Raw genomic sequence first — 17,899 nt, forward strand, 5'->3', positions numbered from 1 at the left:
TGGATTGTATATTAAATCAAAGTCGCAAGGCTATAATGAGCAAGGAGTGATACTGTCAATTGGATTGATTGATAGAAATCGTAGGAATCTCAGTACACTCCTTGCTTAAAAAATGTAGTACGAACGGTAGGGGGATCTAAAAGATCGAATCACAATCCTGTACATCATTTATATTGTTATTTGATTATAATTTATAGGTGCAAAAATGGCTAGAACAGTTTTTATGGGTATTGATGTTTCAAAAGAGACACTTGATATTTCAATCAACAATAAACATCAGCGTATAGAAAATGCAGAAAAAGCTATATCTGAGTTTATAAAGTCAAAAATAGTTAATGTATTTGTTGAATTATGTGTAGTAGAATCAACAGGCGGTTATGAAAAACTTGTCGTAAAATTGTTACAAGAACATAGTATAGTTGTGCATAGAGCTCACCCAAACCGGGTATATGCGTTTGCGAAAGCTTGTAACCATTTTGCAAAAACAGACAAATTAGATGCAAAATTGCTAGAAAAGTATGCTGAATTTATCACAAAAAACGATGAGGTAGTAGAATGTATAGTTTCACAAAAACAAGAAGAACTAAAAGAACTAAGAGCAATTGAGCGTAATCTAAGCGATGATGTTCACGCAAATATGTGTCGTTTACATAATGTGACAGGAAAAGCCAGAGAATATATAGTAAAGCAGATAGAATTTGCCAAAAAACAATTAGAGCAAGTTAGGCAAGACATAGAAGACATAATAGACTCTGACCCTGGTTTGAAGGAAAAAAGCAAACTTCTAACTAGCTATAAAGGTATTGGACGCAAAATTGCGAGTATCCTACTCATAGAAGTACCTGAGCTTGGTAGATTAGATAATAAAGAAATAGCCTGTCTAATTGGAGTTGCACCAAAAACTAATGAAAGCGGAAGAAAGGTAAGCAAAGCTCAAATCATAGGTGGCAGGTTTTATGCTCGAAAAGCATTATACATGTCTGCTGTGGTCGCAATGCGTCATAACAGGAAAATGAAAGCTCTTTATCAGCGCTTAGTTGCTTCTGGCAAAGCCGCTAAAGTTGCATTAGTTGCTGTCATGAGAAAAATCATTATTTGTTTAAATGCCATGGTAAAAAACAATAGTTTTTATCTTGACGCTTAAGACGGTAGATTCCAGTAGTCAAGTTACTCGGGTAAAGATATTCTTGACTTATGAGCCTTACGCTCCTAAAATCTTTATTTTTAGCTCTACTCATAATGTCAGTAACAGTACTCAGTGCACTTCAAATAATATTAGTTGTTGTATTGGTAATTTTAGTGCTCCTACAGCCACCTGGAAGTAGTTCATTAAGTGGCTTTAGTAGTTCACAGCAAGGAGTCAATTCGATAATTCCAGTAAAGTCTTCTGAAAATCCACTCAGCAGAATAACGGCTATAGTTGCTGGATTATTTATTATAAACACATTGCTATTGTCAGGATTATGCTCAAAAGACGTACATAAAAAATCGATTGCAGAAAAGATTATATTAGAAAAAAAACAAGAAAACAAATCCACTTCTGTTCCATTTGAAAATTAATGAAAGAGGCTAAATTTATTTTTGTTACAGGTGGGGTTGTATCATCGCTTGGTAAAGGTTTAGTTGCTTCAAGCGTAGGTGCACTTCTTCAAGAATACGGCTTTAAAATCCATATTAGAAAACTTGATCCATATCTAAACATTGATCCTGGAACAATGAGTCCAACTCAGCACGGGGAAGTATTCGTTACTGAGGATGGCGCCGAAACTGATTTAGACCTTGGGCATTATGAGCGTTTTACTGGAATTAAAGCAACTAAAGACGATAATATAACAACTGGTAAAGTGTACCATGAGTTACTAAAGAGAGAGAGACGTGGTGATTATTCAGGCAAAACTGTACAAATCATTCCTCATGTGACAGATTTAATTAAGTTGTTTATTTTTAATGGTACGGAAGATTTAGATTTTATAATATGTGAAATAGGTGGAACTGTAGGTGATATTGAAAGCCAACCGTTTTTGGAAGCCATACGCCAAGTTAATTACAAATTAGGAAAGCAAAAAGTTATCCTTATCCACTTAACTTTAATACCATATCTCACTGCAGCGCAAGAATTAAAAACGAAGCCGACACAGCATTCAGTTCGAGAATTAAACTCTGTGGGATTACAACCGGATATTATAGTATGTCGCTGTGAAAAAGAAATTTCCAATAATCAAAAAGAAAAGATAGCTAATCTTTGCAATGTTTCCTTATCTAATGTAATACCTGCTCCTGATATAAATCATATATATGAGCTGCCGATCTTGTATAATCAATGTGGGCTTGGTACACAAATTTTGGACCACTTTCATTTGAGTAAGCCAAAACCACGCTTAACTGAATGGGACAAAATAGTACACTCTATGAGACACCCAACACAAGAAGTTATTGTTTCCATAATAGGGAAATATACTGAATTTCCTGACGCATATAAATCACTGATTGAAGCACTAAATCATGGCGCAATTAGCAATAAAGCCAGAATAAAGGTAAATTGGGTCAACTCAAGAGAAGAGAATGGAAAATCTATAGATGAAAAGTTTATAAGAGAAAAACTACGGAATTCTCATGCAATCCTTGTTCCAGGGGGATTTGGTGATAATGGAGTAGAAGGTAAAATATTAGCAATAAACTATGCCCGTACAAATAATATTCCATTTTTAGGAATATGTCTTGGTATGCAGCTCGCAGTAATTGAATTTGCTCGCAATGTTATTAAGCTTGAAGATGCACACTCTGAAGAATTTCATAACTGTAGACATCCAATCGTTAAGTTAGCTGGCGATCAGGACGACGATCTTGGTGGAACCATGAGACTTGGGGCATACAAGTGTAATATAAATGCAAACTCTAAAATGATGGATGCATATAGTAACACTACTATTTCAGAAAGGCATAGGCATAGATACATAATCAATTCAGATTATAAAGATGATTTGGAAAAAAATGGGCTTCTATGCAGTGGCATATCAGAAGATGGAACGTGCATAGAGGCAGTGGAGTTAGAGAGTCATCCGTGGTTTATTGGTGTGCAGTTTCATCCAGAATTTCAATCAAAGCCGTTTTCTCCTCATCCTCTCTTTACATCATTTATTAAGGCAGCTATTGACAATAGGGTTTAATAGAACTTAATAGATAAGATTCTGAATAGAGAGGTAAAAAATGCTACTAGGAAACAGTAAAGACACCATCACATATAGACCTGTAACCTTCGAGAAGTTGCATAGGCATATAGAGCAAATAATATATAAATTAGAGGAGGATCAAGTTATAGAGGACATAATTGATATAATGGAAGAAGTAGGTGTAGCCGTAAACGAACTCAGATCGGTAGAAGAAATAAAAAATATTTAAAGCGAGAAATAGATAGCCCTGTAAAAAGGACAATGGTCTCTAGTAAAGTCTATAATCTACAAAAAATAGAAAAATCAAGAAAAGAAAATTATATTTGTCTAAGCACCTAATGTTTAAGTACCAATACATGGAATTTGCCATAGAGCAAGCCAAACTTGCTCAGAAAAATGGTGAGGTGCCAATAGGTGCTGTAATAGTGAGTAGAAACAATATCATCTCCTCTGCACACAATATATCTAATGACCCAACTGCACATGCAGAAATGTTAACGATTAGAAAAGCATTTTCAACATCAGTACTTTATGATGCTGATATGTACGTAACGTTAGAGCCGTGCCCGATGTGTGCTCAGGCTATCTCTTTTGCAAGAATTAAACGGTTGTACTTTGGAGCTTACAATCCCAAAGGCGGAGGAGTTGAAAACGGTGCTAAAATATTTCAATTCTGTACCCACATACCTGAAGTTTATGGTGGAATATTGGAAACAGAATGTTCTCTTTTGTTAAAAGACTTCTTTGAGAAACTAAGAGCTTAGTGAGTGATTCATAGAGAGTATTTCAATATTTTTTGAGTAAAATCTGTATTATAATTGTATCAACTGCAGTGGAGTCTGATAAATAAGTTCTAAGTACTTTTCATAAGGAATTTTTCCATTAAGTGAGCTGGCACCAATTATAGTAAAATTCCAAATAACCTAATTCCTCCTCAAGTCTAGTGTATAGCTCCAAAGAGTGGTAGTGTAGATTTAGTATAAACAATTCTGAAGATTTTGTCCATTGACCGCATATGAACTCATAAGGAGTAAGACCTTTGAGAATTTTGAGCCGTTTTGCGTAATTGCAAGCCATAACGAAGAAAGATGCTCTTTCAGCTGTTTGGTAGTAGTATTTTTCACATCCTTCAATGTACGTTGACCATTTGTCCATGGGTGGCTGGCTTTTGTTAGCCGATGCTCAATGTTATTTTCTTTACAAATGCGGTCAAATATATGCTTAAAAGCATACTTATGACGATTCTGATTGGCAAATTGTATGCCATTATCAGTAAGAATTGTATACGATAGAATCCTTCTATCTATTTTTTCTAGATTTCAAAGAAGTTATCCACATATAAAAGCATATAATTATAGCATATTCTTATTAGAGAAGTTGAAAGTGCTCCTATATTATGAATATAAAAGGACAAACAGCTGATCAACAACTTATTTCTCTAAGGTTTTAATGTATTCCGTTAAAGCCCTGAATCCAATGTTAGAAACTGTATCTTCTGTTTTAAAGGCTATTTCTTTCACTTTTCTACAAAAATCAGGTGAAAGCTTTAATGTTAATCGTTGTTTTGGTTCCCGTCCTCTAATAAAAGCATGGCCCTGTTGATCCTCTTTTTTATAACCTACAGCCAAATTACCAGAAGTTCTATTCGATCTATGCTCTAAAATTGTAGGAATTATTCATTTTTTAGTGGACACTGAAAACCTCCTTATAAATAGATTTAATTGCCTTTAGGTCGGCTGATTCAACAATCGTCATACCTTTTCTTTTTTAGTTACAACTGGATTAGTACTAACTTGATTAAGTATCCAGCCGCTGGCATACCCTCCCTATTCCTAATGATGTCTTGCAATACTATACTTAGTCTGTGTCATTTCTCCTTAACATCAGCAAAAGCTATATACTAAGTCTGGAATTGCTTGTCAATACAGTTCTTTATTGAAAAATATAGCTCACATTTTTCTTGGTCTTGTTTTCTTCCTGCTGCTCTCCAGTATTGGCCTGATTTTTTCAAATTGCTCTCGATCTATATCACTTGTTTTGCATAGATATACCTCATTCTTAATCTATGCCTATTTTACCTCATCATCTAGAGATTCTTAACAGGTTCTAAGGTTTGAATTTACACATTCAACCTTATTTTCTCTCATTTCTCTATAACTTGGCAATGTAGAACTTGCTATATGTAATCCGGTTACTATTGCAATCAAGGTAGCTGCAACACCACAAACTACTGCACCAGTTGCAGATGGAACCATCACAGCAGCAGCAACAAACAATCCTGTAATAACAACTCCAACAACATCTTTTGCTAATGAGGTGTAAAAATCCTTTGTGCTTTCTTTATATTTAGTTTCTTGTTCATTGCTTGGCTTGGCAGTTTGATCAGTACCTGTGTTCTCTTTCTCTACATGAGGTGTGTTTTTCTTCTCTATTGATGATTCAAGCAATTTAATTATTGCAATATTTGAGTAGTATTTATGATGATCAGAATTGTTGGGATCTTCTTTAAACTCAGAATCTATTTCAAGTTTTTCTCTAAGTGATAATTTTTCCTCTTCAATTATTTCTAGAAGATTTCTTATGCCATCTTCTGGTATACCTGTCATATAATCTAAAAGTAATTTAACTCTTGGCGCATTACCATCCATAATGGCGTCACTCAAAGCCTGAACTTTCTCTTCTTCAGTAAATCTCTTGTTATTCAAGAGTATCTTCATAACTTCAGCGCTCTCATTGTGAGGAGCCGTATTAAGAATATTTAGTATTTCCGCATGATCTATGTAATCTAAAAATATCTCAAACTCTTGAACTTTACTTCCATTAATGGCGATAGACAAAGCATTTGATTTTCTTTCTTGATCAAATTTACCGCTATTCAAAAATATCTTTATAACGTCAAGTTGCTCACCTACCACAGCGTAATCCAATACGGTTTTAGAAACAGTATCTCCAATGTCAATTTTAATGTTTGACTTAGCGAGCAATTCAATAGTTTTGAGAAATGTATCATGATCGTTTACAATATCATCTTTCCCTGGGCGGAGGATATCTATAAATAAATCACAAATCTTTGCATCTGTTGTCCCACTTTGTTTTAGCTTCTCACCAAATTCCTGAGCAGTTATATTAGGATTACTAGCTACAATTTTCCTTATCTTGTTGTATGATGTAGAAAATTGATCATCTTCATTTTTGTTGCTAGGTTCTGCTCTATCTTCTTCTACACTAGATGTGTTTTGCTCCTCTTCTTCCTCATTTATCGCTGCAGCTATCTGTTCTTGCTTAGGAGGAAGCTCGAATCCGTTTTTAAGGAAAAATTCCCTAACACGTAGGTTGTCACTTTCATCTGCAAGTTTTAGAAGTAAGTCTCCTAATGAATGGCCTCCTTCATATTTATCTTGAAAATTAGTTTCCTTAAATTTAGTAAATCTACTCTTCTTTAGTTCGTTTTGTAAATCTTCAAGATTATTGATGCTATAGTTATATTTAATACTATTTATTATAATATTACCTACAGTCCGATATAACTCTTCAATATCATCATTACTATATGCCATAATTAATCCTACTACTATAATGCTTATATTATACTAACTTTCCCACAATCAGTCAAGGAATCTTGCAGTCTCAAATGGCATGATATATATTGGATTCTTTAATTCATGATTCTCGAGCAAATGATGGAAGATTTAGCCTACAAGTTAGTGAAAGTGACCGAAGCTGCAGCACTTGCTGCACATAAATTAGCAGGTTTAGGTGATGAAAAAAGAGCTGATCAAGTTGCAGTTGATGCAATGCGTAGAGTATTAAATTCAATAGAAATAAATGGTACGATTGTAATTGGCGAAGGTGAGAGAGATGAAGCACCAATGCTATATATCGGAGAGAAGGTTGGTACAGGAAGTGGCCCTGAGATTGACATCGCTGTTGATCCACTTGAGGGTACCACAATTTGTGCTCATTATAAACAAGGAGCAATGTCTGTTCTTGCTGCAACGAAAAAAGGTAATTTTTTACATGCACCTGATGTTTATATGGAAAAGATAGCAGTAGGAAAAAATCTCCCAGAGGGTGTAGTCTCACTAAAAAATAGCGTCGAAAAAAATTTAGACAATCTAGCTCAGGCAAAAAAATGCAAAGTAAATGATCTTACAGTAACTATACTTAATCGTGAAAGACACGATGGATTAATAGTGAAAATCAGGAAGTTAGGAGCAAAAGTTAAGCTAATAGATGATGGTGATGTTGCTGCTGTAGTTTCACTAATAAATGGCAATCACGATATGTACATTGGCACAGGAGGAGCACCAGAGGGAGTGCTTGCAGCTGCAGCGCTGAGTTCAATTGGTGGACAGATGGAGGGAAGATTAATATTTGACACGGATCAATTAAAAGAAAGAGCAAAAAGTCTGAATATTCATGACCCAGAAAAAATCTACACCATAAAAGATATGGCAAAGGGTGAATCAGTATTTATTGCAACTGGAGTAACAAGTGGAGAATTTGTGGATGGAGTAAAATTTAGCCAAGATATTTGTCTGACTCATTCATTAATAATATTGCCTGGTAAAGTAATAAAAATACAAACAAAATCAATATCTTGAAAATTTTTTGTAGAAGCTATCTATAGCTGTCCTATAAAAAAATGAGTTTACATATTAATTTTAGCTTTACAACATTTGGCATTAAGTTATAATTAAGTTTATTAATATAAGGGGTGCACAATGTTGAGTGGTTTTAGTAATTGGCTTATTAATAAATTCAATTGGAAAGGTTATCAGTCTGAAAAAAACAATAATTTTATTCCTGAAGGAAAAAGTAAAGAAAACGTAGTTACCCCATCTCCTAAAACAAATTCTCAAATTGATCCTGCAATACAGAGTGTACTCCAGGATTTTGAGAAATTGGATTATAATGATAGTAAGTGTTTTAACAAAATAGCAGAGAAGTATAAAAAAGAGAGGGGCCTTTTTGACTATTTAGTGTTAAATAAGTACAATAAGATAGTCAATATATTAGATAATAAGCTTCCTGATCTCAAAAGACAAGAAGAGTTTAGAAAGAGATTGGGTGAGTATATTCATTCTAGGATTAGAGAAGGGATGAGTTATGAAAAAGAGCTTCAAGATAAACTTGAGTTTTTCAAAGATAGGGTAGAAGAAGTATTATCAAATTTTAGAAAGTTGAATTTTGGCCTCAAGGATAATGTGTGTAAGGATGATAAGGATGCTATAAATTATAATAGAGGCTGGCCTGCGGATCCATTTGATAAAATAGCAAATTATTATCGAAGAGAAAAGGATATTTTTCTTTTCAACTATGCGATATTAAGTAAGCAAAAAGAAATAATGAATATATTAGATAAGAAGTTTACTAATGAAGATCAGAAAAAGAATTTTGAAAATAGGTTAGGTAGGTATCTTCTTCGAATTAGTGAAGGGATGAATGATGCAAAAGAATTGCTAGGAGAAGATAATCTAATAGGTTTCTTTGATGGATGTTATTGGCCAGATGAAAAGGCAGGGCGTTTTGTTAATCATTATAATAATCTTAGTATAAATATTATTAAACCTGGACAGAGTTTAGAAACCAGCCGTCTTTTCACTGACAAAATTGAAAGGATGGAAAAGAATAAAAATGAGGTAGAAAGAGTAAAAATACACAGTAATGGTAAAAGAACCGTAACGATTGAAAAGAATGAAAAGCAACAAAGAAACTACTGCTTTGAAGAAGATGCAATATGCAACTTGGAAATTAGATGGGGTGCAAAAAATGAGAAAGTTAACTGCTTTATTAGTTTAAATGTAAATTCTGGGAAAATTGAGATTGGGAAGGCAACTATTAATGATAAAGATGTTGAATTAGACGAAATTTTGAAATTAGCTGAGCAAAACGAAGATGTGCTTATAGAAGGTAAAGCTTTACATGAGTTTTTAGAAGAATATCTGAAACAAGATGTACAATCGCAGGAAGAGATAATAAAGAGATGTGATGAAACCCCTGGAAGTAAACTTGATAACCTGGGGATAGGGCGATTCTCTTTCTCTCCTTTATCTGAAGAGGAGATAGATGAAGAAGAGATAAGAAAATTTCGTACTGCAAGATCATATGACTGACTTTGATGGAACTGGTATAATAGGATAGTAGTGGGATTGCAATTATGCCGTGTAGTTATGAAAATTCATGGGCTGCATCAGGAAGGTATTAAGGATTTGTGTATTAATTACACATTAAACCTAAAGTGCACTATATCACCATCTTGTACGATATAGTCTCTGCCTTCGAAGCGAATTTTGCCTGCATCTTTACAGGCTGATTCGCTTCCATACTTTACGTAATCATCAAAACTTATTGTTTCTGCTTTTATAAAGCCTTTTTCAAAATCAGTGTGAATTACACCTGCTGCTTTGTCAGCTGTTGATCCTATTTTTACTGGCCATGCCCGTGCTTCTTTAGGGCCCACAGTAAAGAAAGTTATCATACTCAGCACTTCATACATAATACGCGCTACTCCATCAAGTCCTGATTCTTGTAAGCCAAATTCTGATAAAAAACTCTGTTTTTCTTCTTCGCTACCAAGATTTGCAATATCTGCTTCGAGTTTTGCTGAAATGCAATAAAATTTACTTTTATTTTCTTCTGCCATTTTTTCCACCCTTTTAGATAGTTCATTACCAGTTATGATATGCGTATCTTCAACATTACAGACGTACATAACAGGTTTTGTTGTCAGCAATTGAAGCAACTTCATTTCATCTTCATCAATATGCTCTAAACTTCTTGCAGGCTTACCAAGTTTTAAAGTAGCTAAAACTTCCTGAGTCAACTCAAGCTGTTTCTTTAGTTCTTTATCACCTTGCTTTGCTTTTTTTTCAAGTTGTGGTAGCCTTTTTTCTATACTGTCAATATCAGCTAGAATTAATTCCATTTCCACCACTTCAGCATCTGATATTGGATCTATTTTATTGTGAACGTGGCTAATGTCGTCGTCTGTAAAGCATCTGAGCAGATGAACAATAGCATCAACTTCTCTGATATGACTCAAAAATTTGTTTCCGAGTCCTTCACCTTTGCTTGCGCCCTTCACCAAACCTGCAATATCCACAACTTCTAATTGATTGTAGATTATTTTCTCTGAGTGAGCAATCGCGGCAATTTGTTTCAAACGCTGATCTCTTATTGGCACTTTGCCAACATTGGGCTCAATTGTACAGAAAGGATAGTTTGCAGCTTCCGCTGCACTTGACTCTGTAAGCGCATTAAATAAGGTTGATTTTCCTATATTTGGCAGTCCAACTATGCCACAATTAAAGCTCATATTTACTATATAAAATTATAGTTATTGCATAATTCAAGAATTTTTGCTATACTTAATTACTTATTAACAATTTTATTAGTATATAGCTTAAGTTAAGTAAGGTAAAAATTATGATTATAGCTGAGAAACAAAAATTACCAAACAATCTTCTTGATGTTGATGCAAAAAGGCGCAAGATTTCAGGGAGTGATGTAGAAGAAAAACTTTCTAATAGCCAAGTAGTTAAATATGATACTGTGGGTGATGGCAACTGCTTTTTCCATGCAGTGTTTGGTGATAACAGCTCCGGTTCATATAAGGCTGAAAGAGCGCAAGATATGAGAATGGAATGGCACAAATTTTTAAGTCGATTTACATCTTTAGATGATCCAAGTATACCAGCTCCTTTAAAAGATCAGCTAGAAAAGATTTTTAATATATTTTTAAACAAACCAGAAAATTTAACTGGCAAGTCTGATAAAATAAAGGAGTTGGTTGAGCAAACAAATAGGGAAATTGGAAATGCTGAAGGTAAGGTGAAGAGGTTAGTAAGTGAAGCTGTTAGCAAATTTAGTATATCGCATGATCAAGCTATGTCTGATCTAAGTGAATATGCAGAAGCTCTTTATAACATTGGTAAAAATGACTATAATGCCGAATATAGAAGTGATTTTATTGCACGCTCATTTCTTAATGAGCCTGAGCTCTACCGAGCTTATCTAGAAGCAATAGAAAGTAAAAGTTATTTTCCTTTCATTGAAGAAGTTCAGATATTAGCTTCTTTAGCTAACATTGAAATTAATGTCCATTATGAAGTTAGCGGTAGAAAAAAGTTTGAACCAAATCCTGAAATGATAAATGATGATCAACTAAATCAGGTATGTAATCGTGAGAGTTATAAATTAAACGGTAAGTTATGGGGCAGTAAAGAGCGAGAAACAATATATCTTGGGGAGAATCATTACTCTAGAGCTAAGGTTGTAACTAAGGAAGTTCAAGAGCAGGAAGACTTTCTATTAGCAAAACAACTTCAGATAGATGAGATCTTAGAATATTGTAACCTTTCAAAGGATATCTCTGAGAGGGTAGAAGTTGAGAAGAGGTTTGATGAGTTATTGAGAGAAAATCCTGGAGGAAGAGTTCACGATGTTATAGAGCAGTGCGTTAGTGATATAAAGCAGCGCATAGAGCGCTCTGAGAAGCAGAAGTTTTTGGGTCCATCTTGTAGCATGGAAGAAGCAAAAATACAAGGACTATCTAGTCAACAGCAACAAATACTTGCACAGTAGATTTTCATAGCCCTATATACCTCTATATGGGGCGTTCTGTAAAATTACCTTAATTCTTTCGATTTATACTAAATAAAATATAAGGATGTGCTTAATTAATGATTTATTGATACTTTTATTGGTACAATAATATATAGCTTAGAGGGATGAACTTAAATCAACAATTACTAATAGATTTACATGACATAGAAGTCAATATAATCAAAAAGGAAAAAAACTTTGATTTCAGAACTGCTTTGATATCACTTTTCAAAGCTTTATACAAATTATTTAAAAGTAAGCAGGATATTTCCAAAAAAGACTTAGCTAATGCAGCAGAAAAGGAAAGTAGAAGGCTAGGATTAGAAGGTAGATATAACTGGAATGAAATGTTCGATTTAGAGAAAGAAGCTACTGAAAAGGCAGAAAAACAAGGCGATAAAGAACAAAAATTAAACAAAATTGATAACTTCTATGTAGGGCAGGCAATTAGTAATGGAAGCTGTTTTTTCGATTCTTTCAGGCATAGTCTAAAGCAGCAAACAGGGATACAGGTTACTGTAGAGCAGTTAAGGACTGACTGTAAGAGATTTTCGCAAAACAATCCTCCAGAGTGGTTTAGACGTTCTATCTCTCATAGCTATGATAATAATGGCCAGCGCCGTAATGAAAACTTGAATGCTTATGCAGCAAATATTATGTCTAATAATAGATGGGGTGATCCCGAAGTTGAAGGTAGAATACTTTGCGAAAAATATGGTGTAAAATTGCATATTGTAGAGAGTAATCCATGGCATACTACTGATAAGCAGCAAGATCAGTTCTTGCATCAATTAATAGGTAGTTCAGGGTCAAAAAATGTAGGTGAATATAATAGGGTAAATTATACTGATAATAGTGTCTTACATATAGTAAATAGGGGCCATGCCCATTTTGAACCACTGCTTAATAGAAATAAAATCTTAGCAAAACAAACGCAAGAACAACAGGATTTCTTGCTTGCAAAGCAACTTCAAGAAAGAGAAGATTATTCGCTAGCAATGAAACTTCAAAAGCAAGAATATGCAAAGCGGCTTCAAGGGCAGGAGTATGCACAGTCTCTTAACCCAAGATGTAGTATGGAAGAAGTAAAAATAGAAGATCAGCAGCAACAAATACTTGTGAAATAATAGCTCTATTCAGAAGCATGGTTAATGTGTGAAGATTGAAGTAAAAGTGGTGTTATTCAAACTTTTCTATCTAATGCTTAAGCTTAGATGTTTACAATGGTGTCATCCCAGTGTCAAGCGTACAGCTGTACGAACCATACGCGTCAAGTTAAGAGAATACGCCCAATATAGCAACCATTTAAGGTTTATTTGTTATATTTATTTTTTAAGAAATCTTGATCTAAAATAAGATAATTTTTTTTAAAGAGTCTATAAATTACTAATTTTATCGTTTAATGTCTAAAATAATTTTTACCGCTTCTCTTCTTTCTTATGTCACTTTTCCTTAATTTGACGCATATGGCTGTACGAACACTGTGATTTGGGCTAATAAAGAAGGTGTCATACGAGTAGCCCCTTTGGTGTCATCCCAGTGCTTGACACTGGGATCCAGGAATTTTATTAAGTTGGTAAGCAGAAAAGTAGCCGTTTTATGTTAAAATACAACATTTTGATGATCATGAAAAAACTGGATTCCAGTGTCAAGCACTGGAATGACACCATCTGCTACGCGAATTGCCTACAAACCACAATGTTCGTACAGTTGTGTGTCTGGGCACTGGGTTTGTTGTAGACTTACTTTTACTTTGCCTACCTTATTTTACCACTCTCCTGCCTATATATTTTTATATGAGGCTTTTTGCAAAAATTTTGCATTTTGTGTAATATGATCTTCAATGTGTATAACCCAAATGCGAATTGATCACGAAACTAGTGTAATTATTGATGCTATAGAGAAATTTGGTGGTGAGGCAAGACTTGTTGGTGGGTGTGTTAGAGATTCAATTTTGCAGCGTGACGTTCACGACATTGACCTTGCTACCAATCTTCTGCCTGATCAAGCAATTAAAGCGTTAAAACTCCGTAATATAAAAACTATTCCAACTGGCTTAAAACATGGAACTATCACTGCAATCTTAAATCAGAGGTCTTTTGAAATTACGACACTAAGGCATGATGTAAAGTGTGACGGTAGGCATGCAAAGGTAGAATTTACCAATGATTGGCAAGCTGATGCTTCAAGGCGCGACTTTACGTTTAATGCTCTTTATGCAGACAAGCATGGCCATATATACGATTACTTTGGTGGCACTCAGGACTTAAAAGCACGAAAGTTAAATTTTATAGGCAATGCTGAAGATAGAATTAAGGAAGACTATTTACGTATTTTAAGAGCGTTTCGTTTTCACGCTAAAATATGCATAGGAGATTTAAGTGATGAAATATTAGATGTATGCAAAAAACATTCACACATGATCCAAAATCTTTCTGGAGAGAGAATAAGAGAAGAAGTATTTAAACTGTTGGAGTGCAATGATCCTGTTCCAACACTTAAGAGCATGCAAAAGTCTGATGTTCTACAAAAAATTATTCCAAAAGAAGTAAAATGTGAAATTTTATCTTCACCACTTCTTATCAACACTAAACCTCTTACAAAACCCTCTGTCATCCCAGCGTATGGCCATACACCTTTCCTAGATCCCAGTGTCAGCTACTCGAATGACACCAAACCAATCGATGCATTAGTAAAATTAGCGTTGCTTCTTAGGACTGCCGGAAGTCTTGGAGAAGACGTGAGCAAGTTTTTACGTCTTTCAAATAAGCAAAAGAAAAAACTGTTATTTTTATTATCAAACAATATCAAAACAGAGCTTTCAGAGAAAGAGCAAAAAAAATACATATCTTTATTTGGTATAGAATTATATTGTGATTTAATGAAGATTTGTGGTGTTGAATCTGAAACAAATGTTGATGAATATATTTCATTTGCTAATACATTCAATATTCCAAAATTTCCTTTATCTGGCAATGATTTAATAAGTATAGGTCACCAGCCAGGAAAAAGTTTGGGTAGGAGTTTAGAATTGCTAAGACAACACTGGGAAAACAGCTCCTACACTTTAACAAAAGAGGAGCTGATACTTTATGCTAAGAACCTGCTCTAGCTACTCTCTTATTATTTGATAAAAAAGATATATTTACAGTATTAGTGTGACTCATGGAAGAATTAGGTGGATATTCCTCTTTAGCTTTTTCTGTTAATTGGTATTCATTTTTTTCTCCTGTAATTTTATTGCACATCCTCTGATCTGGAGATATAAATGTATCCCTTATACTCGATGCCAATTGTAACGACTGGATATTACTTGAAAAAAATTTCATTCTACCTTTTATTAACTCCTCCAGAACAATTTCTTTGAGTAAACCATTATCGGTGTTATTTCTGCTACGAAAATCTTGCAAGACAGAATCTGTGATTGCAGCAGCACCTTTTTCATTCCAACTTAACTTTTTCATGCATTTTTTAACAGAAGGTAACAGCTTACCTTTTAATACGCCATCACGTAGCTCCTTATCTATTTTTCCAATATCACAATATTTTTTGACAACTCCTTTAACTTCGGCTTCTATGATCTCTCTTGCAGATTTTGTAAAATTACTTTCTAGTAATTCAAGTAACTTATTGCTTTCAAATTTACCATCACCTTGATTTGATAGAGACTTTATAGTTTTCGTAAGCACATTATGGCAAAAGCGTTTCTTTTCAAATTCAGGAAAACCTTTTTTCAACTCTTTATTTTTATCAGATAAAAATTTATTGAGGTTCTCATTCCCAAAAATCTTGTTAGACAATTTTGAAAGAGTTGATTTGGTAGTTGACTTTGCAATAGATACTATACTCATTGTATCTAGCTCTTTAGCTTTTGTTTGCTCTTGTGTATCTTCTGTTAACTTTCCATTTTGTTGTTCACCTCCAGCTGTTGAATTTTCAATTTTCTGTATTTTTAACTCGTAATTTTCTCCAAGTGTTTCTGAATGTGCTTGAATCGATGATAGTGCAACACTGTGCGAAGATTCTAATTTTTTCCTCAATTTATCTGTTTTAACCAATAGACCTTCTTTTTCTTCCTGTAGTTTTTTAATATCAATTTTTGATTGATCTTCTGCTTGTTTCCGTTCCTTTTGTAACTGCTCAATTTGTTTCTCTTGCTTTGCAAGTTCTTCTTTTAACATTTCTGTTAGATCAAAAGAAGTTTTCTTTAAGCTATCATCTATTCCAGCTGATTCCCACTCTTTACTTTCTTCTAATGTCCGTACTTGTTCTTGTAACTCGGTAACTTCATTTTCTAACCTCTTGTTCTCTTTTTCAGCAGCACTTAACTTACTACTTGAATCTTTTAATTTATCTTCTAAATCAATTTTCTCTCTCTCCAATTGTTGTTGAGCGCTTTGTAATTGAACAGTCAATATATTTACATTTGATTGTAGAGTTTCTTTTTCTCGACTTAAGTTACTAATTTTGCTTTTTAACTTACTCTTAAGTTCTATTACTTCTGTTTGTAGGGTTTTATTTTTATCATTCATTACTTTTTTATCTTGTTCTAAAGCTTTATTTAATTGCGTTAAGCTGCTTATTTTTTCGTCTTTTTTTTCCATCTCTACTAAATTTTCCTTTATTTGTTCCTCATGTAATTTTTCTATTTGATTTGTAACGCTTTTTAGTTCTACATAATCACTTTCAAGTTGTGATCTTAATTGCTCAGTTTCTTCTGACACTGAATCATTTATGGGTATTGTTTGTGGTTCATCGCCATCCACCTCAATATCAGAGCAGTCTTCATCAGTGGATTCACCACTTACTTTGAAGTAAACTCCTTCATCTTCACTCTCTTCTTTTGTAGCTTCAAGTTTTAAATCAACTTGAACACTTTCATCTACTGTTATAAGACCGTCTGTTTGCGTTGCCATATATTGAAATGTAGTTTTATCTTCACTCATTATCTCACTCTGAATCTCTTGTGCTACAACTTCAGGAACTTGAATACTTTGATCTACTGCTTTAAGAGCATCAGTCTGATCTGCAATAACTTTATTGTAATATAGGATATTCTCTGCCCATTTACTCCATCTCTTTGGCAGTATTCGTCCAATTGTTTTTAGATATAGCCAAGCAAGCACAGTAGATAAGCTGTATTTTTTTTCCTTTTGTTTAATATTAATTTTGTAGTTAACCATATTGTTAGTATTCAGCATAAAATTACCTCATTATTCTTACTTTGAAATTTTTAATGGTAATAAAATTATATATATTTGTATTAATATTAAATAAATATTAATACAAATGTAAAACTATGGTAAAGTTTTACACACTTCAAGCAGAAATACACGTGTTCGTAAGCACAGAATTTGCTCTTTCTATTGCTCTTGCTAACATTTCTTGTTCATTGTGCTGATTTTTCACATTAATTACCTGAGCTGCCAAATTTGCAGGAAAAGTGACCAAACTAACTTCCCATAATTCCACTTGCTTTAACACTCGAGCTCCGCTTTTACGATCAACATCATACTCTATAGGTATATAACCAATCGAAAGCCCGTTAATAGTCTCAGTTTTGAGCATTAAATATATTTCCTCTGCTTTTTGGATACCCAAAAGCAAATGTGCAGTTATATATAGGCCAACATCATTTTCGCAAATATCTATAATATTACCTATAGGTTCGCTTGGATTGTGCTGCCAAAGAAGTTTTATCTTGTTTTTATTTAAATTTTCCTTAAATGCTCCAGGCAATATCAGATCATTTTGTTTATCAATTATGTTAAAAACGCTCGCATATCCAGAAAATACGCCATTCTCTCCTATGCTTTTTATTGACAATGGTGAATAGAAAAATTTCTTATTCATAAAGCCTCCTGTAGTATTGGGAATTTTGTTTTGCAATGCACTGCATATAATAAAATTATATGCAGTGCTCTGAAAATGGGGAAGTACTTTTTTTAGTTATAAAATTTGTCGTTTTTATACAGAAGGGTAGGGGAGCTAGTCAACAAACTTTCCTGTAAATTTTCTAATCCTTGTGTATACCCCACTATTAAAGCTTAAGTATAAATGATACAGCACTATAGTTGTGTAGTCAAGGTAAATACTAGTATATTAAGGAAGTATTTATTATA

The 17,899-nt window shown here is 33.8% G+C and carries 15 protein-coding genes and 2 pseudogenes; 11 read left to right on the forward strand and 6 right to left on the reverse strand.

Annotated elements, in window-relative coordinates; all coding sequences use genetic code 11:
- Window positions 1-205: 205 nt before the first annotated feature.
- From Wcon_RS01205 to Wcon_RS01225, 5 genes are all read left to right on the forward strand, one after another.
- Window positions 206-1,144, forward strand: a complete 939-nt coding sequence (locus Wcon_RS01205; protein WP_114516788.1) for an IS110 family RNA-guided transposase — start codon at window positions 206-208, stop codon at window positions 1,142-1,144.
- A gap of 95 nt (window positions 1,145-1,239) precedes the next feature.
- On the forward strand, window positions 1,240-1,560 hold the full coding sequence (secG, locus tag Wcon_RS01210) for a preprotein translocase subunit SecG (RefSeq protein ID WP_114516920.1): 321 nt from the start codon (window positions 1,240-1,242) through the stop codon (window positions 1,558-1,560).
- Complete coding sequence (locus Wcon_RS01215) at window positions 1,560-3,167, forward strand: CTP synthase (RefSeq protein WP_114516921.1); 1,608 nt, start codon at window positions 1,560-1,562, stop codon at window positions 3,165-3,167. The genes secG and Wcon_RS01215 overlap by 1 nt, the downstream gene beginning before the upstream one ends.
- A 40-nt stretch (window positions 3,168-3,207) precedes the next feature.
- On the forward strand, window positions 3,208-3,399 hold the full coding sequence (locus tag Wcon_RS11715) for a hypothetical protein (protein ID WP_237349963.1): 192 nt from the start codon (window positions 3,208-3,210) through the stop codon (window positions 3,397-3,399).
- A gap of 127 nt (window positions 3,400-3,526) precedes the next feature.
- Entirely contained in the window at window positions 3,527-3,934 is a 408-nt protein-coding gene (locus Wcon_RS01225) for a nucleoside deaminase (protein ID WP_047758719.1), read from the forward strand.
- A gap of 118 nt (window positions 3,935-4,052) precedes the next feature.
- Here Wcon_RS01225 and Wcon_RS01230 read toward each other — a convergent pair.
- The 3 genes and pseudogenes from Wcon_RS01230 to Wcon_RS01240 form a co-directional block, all read right to left on the reverse strand.
- Window positions 4,053-4,456, reverse strand: a pseudogene (locus Wcon_RS01230) (hypothetical protein); the annotation flags it as partial.
- Window positions 4,457-4,600: 144 nt separating this feature from the next.
- Window positions 4,601-4,798 (reverse strand): hypothetical protein, encoded by a 198-nt coding sequence (locus Wcon_RS01235; protein ID WP_114516922.1) that lies wholly within the window; start codon window positions 4,796-4,798, stop codon window positions 4,601-4,603.
- Window positions 4,799-5,266: 468 nt separating this feature from the next.
- Complete coding sequence (locus Wcon_RS01240; protein ID WP_237349964.1) at window positions 5,267-6,727, reverse strand: ankyrin repeat domain-containing protein; 1,461 nt, start codon at window positions 6,725-6,727, stop codon at window positions 5,267-5,269.
- Between the two features lie 123 nt (window positions 6,728-6,850).
- Between Wcon_RS01240 and glpX the strand changes: the two genes are divergently transcribed.
- Window positions 6,851-7,774 (forward strand): class II fructose-bisphosphatase, encoded by a 924-nt coding sequence (glpX, locus tag Wcon_RS01245; protein WP_114516923.1) that lies wholly within the window; start codon window positions 6,851-6,853, stop codon window positions 7,772-7,774.
- Between the two features lie 120 nt (window positions 7,775-7,894).
- Window positions 7,895-9,286 (forward strand): hypothetical protein, encoded by a 1,392-nt coding sequence (locus Wcon_RS01250; RefSeq protein WP_179947451.1) that lies wholly within the window; start codon window positions 7,895-7,897, stop codon window positions 9,284-9,286.
- Window positions 9,287-9,393: 107 nt separating this feature from the next.
- On the opposite strand, the gene ychF is transcribed toward Wcon_RS01250, so the two are convergent.
- Window positions 9,394-10,488 carry a redox-regulated ATPase YchF gene (gene ychF, locus Wcon_RS01255; protein WP_114516924.1) on the reverse strand — a complete coding sequence of 365 codons (1,095 nt, stop codon included), beginning with the start codon at window positions 10,486-10,488 and terminating at the stop codon, window positions 9,394-9,396.
- A 110-nt stretch (window positions 10,489-10,598) separates the two neighbouring features.
- On the opposite strand from ychF, the gene Wcon_RS01260 reads away from it, so the two are divergent.
- The 4 genes and pseudogenes from Wcon_RS01260 (at window position 10,599) to Wcon_RS01265 (ending at window position 14,889) form a co-directional block, all read left to right on the forward strand.
- Window positions 10,599-11,756 (forward strand): hypothetical protein, encoded by a 1,158-nt coding sequence (locus Wcon_RS01260; RefSeq protein WP_114516925.1) that lies wholly within the window; start codon window positions 10,599-10,601, stop codon window positions 11,754-11,756.
- 146 nt (window positions 11,757-11,902) lie between these two features.
- Window positions 11,903-12,904, forward strand: a complete 1,002-nt coding sequence (locus Wcon_RS11345; protein WP_179947452.1) for an OTU domain-containing protein — start codon at window positions 11,903-11,905, stop codon at window positions 12,902-12,904.
- A 503-nt stretch (window positions 12,905-13,407) separates the two neighbouring features.
- Window positions 13,408-13,488: pseudogene (locus Wcon_RS13260) on the forward strand (WPE palindromic element domain-containing protein); the annotation flags it as partial.
- Window positions 13,489-13,635: 147 nt separating this feature from the next.
- A complete protein-coding gene (locus Wcon_RS01265; protein WP_114516950.1) occupies window positions 13,636-14,889 on the forward strand; it encodes a CCA tRNA nucleotidyltransferase in 1,254 nt (417 codons plus the stop codon).
- Here the strand turns inward: Wcon_RS01265 and Wcon_RS01270 are convergent.
- Both Wcon_RS01270 and Wcon_RS01275 read right to left on the reverse strand, forming a co-directional pair.
- Window positions 14,873-16,978: a coiled-coil domain-containing protein gene (locus tag Wcon_RS01270; RefSeq protein ID WP_114516926.1), complete on the reverse strand. Its 2,106-nt coding sequence runs from the start codon at window positions 16,976-16,978 to the stop codon at window positions 14,873-14,875. The genes Wcon_RS01265 and Wcon_RS01270 overlap by 17 nt on opposite strands.
- 118 nt (window positions 16,979-17,096) lie before the next feature.
- Window positions 17,097-17,630, reverse strand: a complete 534-nt coding sequence (locus tag Wcon_RS01275) for an HK97 family phage prohead protease (protein WP_114516927.1) — start codon at window positions 17,628-17,630, stop codon at window positions 17,097-17,099.
- Between the last annotated feature and the right edge of the window lie 269 nt (window positions 17,631-17,899).

This window comes from Wolbachia endosymbiont of Cylisticus convexus (genome assembly GCF_003344345.1).

What these genes read in the sequence shown, in the direction of transcription:
- Wcon_RS01205 (WP_114516788.1), top strand. Translation starts at nt 206, where the DNA reads ATGGCTAGAACAGTTTTTATGGGTATTGATGTTTCAAAAGAGACACTT.
- secG (WP_114516920.1), top strand. Translation starts at nt 1,240, where the DNA reads ATGTCAGTAACAGTACTCAGTGCACTTCAAATAATATTAGTTGTTGTA.
- Wcon_RS01215 (WP_114516921.1), top strand. Translation starts at nt 1,560, where the DNA reads ATGAAAGAGGCTAAATTTATTTTTGTTACAGGTGGGGTTGTATCATCG.
- Wcon_RS11715 (WP_237349963.1), top strand. Translation starts at nt 3,208, where the DNA reads ATGCTACTAGGAAACAGTAAAGACACCATCACATATAGACCTGTAACC.
- Wcon_RS01225 (WP_047758719.1), top strand. Translation starts at nt 3,527, where the DNA reads ATGGAATTTGCCATAGAGCAAGCCAAACTTGCTCAGAAAAATGGTGAG.
- Wcon_RS01240 (WP_237349964.1), bottom strand. Translation starts at nt 6,727, where the DNA reads ATGGCATATAGTAATGATGATATTGAAGAGTTATATCGGACTGTAGGT.
- glpX (WP_114516923.1), top strand. Translation starts at nt 6,851, where the DNA reads ATGGAAGATTTAGCCTACAAGTTAGTGAAAGTGACCGAAGCTGCAGCA.
- Wcon_RS01250 (WP_179947451.1), top strand. Translation starts at nt 7,895, where the DNA reads ATGTTGAGTGGTTTTAGTAATTGGCTTATTAATAAATTCAATTGGAAA.
- ychF (WP_114516924.1), bottom strand. Translation starts at nt 10,488, where the DNA reads ATGAGCTTTAATTGTGGCATAGTTGGACTGCCAAATATAGGAAAATCA.
- Wcon_RS01260 (WP_114516925.1), top strand. Translation starts at nt 10,599, where the DNA reads ATGATTATAGCTGAGAAACAAAAATTACCAAACAATCTTCTTGATGTT.
- Wcon_RS11345 (WP_179947452.1), top strand. Translation starts at nt 11,903, where the DNA reads ATGAACTTAAATCAACAATTACTAATAGATTTACATGACATAGAAGTC.
- Wcon_RS01265 (WP_114516950.1), top strand. Translation starts at nt 13,636, where the DNA reads ATGCGAATTGATCACGAAACTAGTGTAATTATTGATGCTATAGAGAAA.
- Wcon_RS01270 (WP_114516926.1), bottom strand. Translation starts at nt 16,978, where the DNA reads ATGCTGAATACTAACAATATGGTTAACTACAAAATTAATATTAAACAA.
- Wcon_RS01275 (WP_114516927.1), bottom strand. Translation starts at nt 17,630, where the DNA reads ATGAATAAGAAATTTTTCTATTCACCATTGTCAATAAAAAGCATAGGA.